Source organism: Escherichia sp. E4702, assembly GCF_963883545.1.
GTDB lineage: Bacteria > Pseudomonadota > Gammaproteobacteria > Enterobacterales > Enterobacteriaceae > Escherichia.
In genome coordinates, this window is sequence record NZ_CAWORF010000010.1 from 1 (window position 1) to 3,894 (window position 3,894).

At 53.9% G+C, this 3,894-nt stretch carries 3 protein-coding genes; 1 reads left to right on the forward strand and 2 read right to left on the reverse strand.

The genetic code is table 11. From position 1 onward, the window contains the following. Nucleotides 1–146: 146 nt before the first annotated feature. Entirely contained in the window at nt 147–2,153 is a 2,007-nt protein-coding gene (gene mnmC, locus AACU94_RS04385; protein ID WP_135488986.1) for a bifunctional tRNA (5-methylaminomethyl-2-thiouridine)(34)-methyltransferase MnmD/FAD-dependent 5-carboxymethylaminomethyl-2-thiouridine(34) oxidoreductase MnmC, read from the reverse strand. 158 nt (nt 2,154–2,311) lie between these two features. Between mnmC and fabB the strand changes: the two genes are divergently transcribed. Next, nucleotides 2,312–3,532: a beta-ketoacyl-ACP synthase I gene (fabB, locus tag AACU94_RS04390; RefSeq protein ID WP_130236950.1), complete on the forward strand. Its 1,221-nt coding sequence runs from the start codon at nt 2,312–2,314 to the stop codon at nt 3,530–3,532. 114 nt (nt 3,533–3,646) lie between these two features. On the opposite strand, the gene AACU94_RS04395 is transcribed toward fabB, so the two are convergent. Then, on the reverse strand, nt 3,647–3,894 hold a 248-nt coding region (locus tag AACU94_RS04395), incomplete at its 5' end, for a transposase (protein WP_167856180.1).

The window sequence follows — 3,894 nt, forward strand, 5'->3', positions numbered from 1 at the left end:
CGTAGGTCGATAAGGCGTTCACGCCGCATCCGACATTGGGAGCACCATGCCTGATGCGACGCTTATCGCGTCTTATCAGGCCTACAGGTCACACGTAGGTCGGATAAGGCGTTTACGCCGCATCCGACAAACAATGCCAAAGCAGATTACCCCGCCTTAACCGCTTTACCTTTCAACAACTTCCGCACCCATAACCTATTCGGATTTAACGCCGCCAGCGTACTGGCATCCATCGGAATCGGTTCTTCACTCATCTGTGCCGCCAGAATCTCGGCACACAGCGGGGCAGAACACAAACCGCGCGAACCTAAAGCAGCAAACATAAAGAGATCGTCATAAATCGGCGCGCTTACCGCCTCATCTTTCTGTTCCGCCAGCGACGCATATTCCACGAGTGTAGCGTCATAATCAGGCACGTTGCCTACCATTGGCAGATGATCGCGGGTGGCACAACGCACACCGCAGCGCGCCTCTTTATCACTGACATCAACCGTTTTCGCCCATTGTGCCTGCGGCAAACAATCAATCAATCGCTGGCGATTCTTCAGCTGATCGTCCTCACTGTACGCCGTATCTTCGCTGCCGCGATGATAACTGGCACCAATACAATGATGTTGATTCGCCGGATTTTGTGGCGTGAGATAACCGTCATAGCACAGCACTTGCTTCAGCTTCGCCAGTTCCGGCGTTGTCGGAATGTGGCTGACCTGACCAGCAACTGAATATACTGGCAGAGACGACGTTTGGCTGAAACGGCTGATTTGATACCCGTTCGCCAGTACCACCACACTATGCGACGCTTGCTGATCTCCTGCAAAATTCAACAACCAACAATCATCATTACGGCATAAATCCTGCAACTGATATTGATAATGAATCTGCAAACCCTGCTGTTGCGCCAGTTCCAGCACATTACGGGTCAGTTCTGCTGGACACAGCCAGCCACCTTGCGGATAAGTAATACCGCTGCAATTTGTCGCAACGCCCGTAATTTGTTCAACCGCATTAGCCTCAACGGCTACAGCCAGCTCTGCGGGTAAATCCATCGACAGCATCTGTGCGATTTTATGCTGGCTTTTCTCATCCCAGCCTAACTGCGTTACGCCGCACCAGTCATGATCAAATTTAACGGGTAATTGGTCGTAAAGCCGACGAGCAAAAGTAAACGCATTAGAGAAAAAGCGGTTCAACGCCCCATCGTGTTTACTTAAAAGCGGATACAGCGCCCCCTGGCGATTGCCGGAAGCACCCAGCGCGGGGGCCTCATCCGCACAATAAAGCGTTACCTGCCAGCCGCGACGTAATAGCGCCAGCGATAACAACGCGCTGGCAATACCGCCGCCGATAATCGCTGCTTCCCGTTTGCTGCTGCCCGTACGATTAAACCACGGCGTGGAGCAGGGGAGTGGTAATGTCTGTTCCATCACCCCACAAAGCATTTCCCGTTTGCGCCCAAAGCCCTTACGTTTTTGCATGGTGAATCCGGCTTCCTGCAAACCGCGGCGGACAAAACCGGCAGAAGTAAATGTCGCCAGCGTGCCGCCCGGACGCGCCAGTCGTGCCATGGCGTTAAACAGATTTTGCGTCCACATATCCGGGTTTTTCGCTGGCGCAAAGCCGTCCAGAAACCAGGCATCTACTTTTTGATTTAGCGAATCGTCCAGTTGGCTGGTCAGTTCGTTTATATCGCCAAACCATAAATCCAGCGTTACGCGGCCTTCATCGAGCAATAAACGATGGCAACCGGGCAGGGGCAAAGGCCACTGCGCCTGAAGCTGTTCCGCCCACGGCGCAAGTTCCGGCCAGTGTTGGTGCGCTAGCGCTAAATCCGCACGGGTGAGGGGAAATTTCTCAAAACTTATAAAGTGGAGGCGCTTTAACTGCGCCTGTGGACGCGCTTCGCGAAACTGATCAAATGCCTGCCAAAGCGTCAGGAAGTTTAATCCGGTGCCGAAGCCGCTCTCTGCTACCACAAACAGAGGATGTGGATGCTCAGGAAAGCGTGCCTCTAATTGGTTACCCCCAAGAAAAACATAACGCGTCTCTTCCAGTCCGTTATCGTTGGAAAAATAGACATCGTCAAAATCTCGGGAAACAGGTGTACCCTCAGCATTAAATTCAAGGTTGGCAGGTTGTATGGAGTAGTGTTTCACGTAAGTTACTCGTCTTACAGGCGGTGGCTCGATCTTAGCGATGTGTGCCAGGCTGCGCAAATTTCTCTATTAATTGGCTGATCGGACTTGTTCGGCGTACAAGTGTACGCTATTGTGCATTCGAAACTTACTCTATGTGCGACTTACAGAGGTATTGAATGAAACGTGCAGTGATTACTGGCCTGGGCATTGTTTCCAGCATCGGTAATAACCAGCAGGAAGTCCTGGCATCTCTGCGTGAAGGACGCTCAGGGATCACTTTCTCTCAGGAGCTGAAGGATTCCGGCATGCGTAGCCACGTTTGGGGCAACGTAAAACTGGATACCACTGGCCTCATTGACCGCAAAGTTGTGCGCTTTATGAGCGACGCATCCATTTATGCATTCCTTTCTATGGAGCAGGCAATTGCAGATGCTGGCCTCTCCCCGGAAGCTTACCAGAATAACCCGCGCGTTGGCCTGATTGCAGGTTCCGGCGGCGGCTCTCCGCGTTTCCAGGTGTTCGGCGCTGACGCAATGCGCGGCCCGCGCGGCCTGAAAGCGGTTGGCCCGTATGTGGTCACTAAAGCGATGGCATCTGGCGTTTCTGCCTGCCTCGCCACGCCGTTCAAAATCCACGGCGTTAACTACTCCATCAGCTCCGCGTGTGCGACTTCCGCACACTGTATCGGTAACGCAGTAGAGCAGATCCAACTGGGCAAACAAGACATCGTGTTTGCTGGCGGCGGCGAAGAGCTGTGCTGGGAAATGGCCTGCGAATTCGACGCAATGGGCGCGCTGTCTACCAAATACAACGACACCCCGGAAAAAGCCTCCCGTACTTATGACGCTAATCGTGACGGTTTCGTTATCGCTGGCGGCGGCGGTATGGTGGTGGTCGAAGAACTGGAACACGCGTTGGCACGTGGTGCTCATATCTACGCTGAAATCGTTGGCTACGGCGCAACGTCTGATGGCGCAGACATGGTTGCTCCGTCTGGCGAAGGCGCAGTGCGTTGCATGAAGATGGCGATGCACGGTGTTGATACCCCAATCGACTACCTGAACTCCCACGGTACTTCGACTCCGGTTGGCGACGTGAAAGAACTGGCAGCTATCCGTGAAGTGTTCGGCGATAAGAGCCCGGCGATTTCTGCAACCAAAGCAATGACCGGTCACTCTCTGGGCGCTGCTGGCGTACAGGAAGCTATCTACTCTCTGCTGATGCTGGAACACGGCTTTATCGCCCCGAGCATCAACATTGAAGAGCTGGACGAGCAGGCTGCGGGTCTGAACATCGTGACCGAAACGACCGATCGCGAACTGACCACCGTGATGTCTAACAGCTTCGGCTTCGGCGGCACCAACGCCACGCTGGTAATGCGTAAGCTGAAAGATTAATTCGGAGTAGATACTGTTACGGCCTGCAAGTTTTTTCCTGGTCCAGTCTCCCGGATTGCAGGCATGCCAGACACAGCGCCGTCAGGCGCTGTTTTTTTCATCCCTTCCGCGATTTTACGCCGCTACCGGATTATGCCGTGACGCATCGAACGGCACGCCTGACTTCAGCACTCCATACGCCACCTGTGCCAGCTTGCGCATCATCGCGCCGAGAATCACCTTTCCTTTCTTGCCATTAGCCGCCAGACGGTCGCGGAACGCCCGTCCCCACTCAGTCTTACTGGTGGCTACCATTGCAGGCATATACAACGCCCTGCGAAGCGACACATGTCCGGCTTTACTCAACCGGTTTGCCCCTCTCA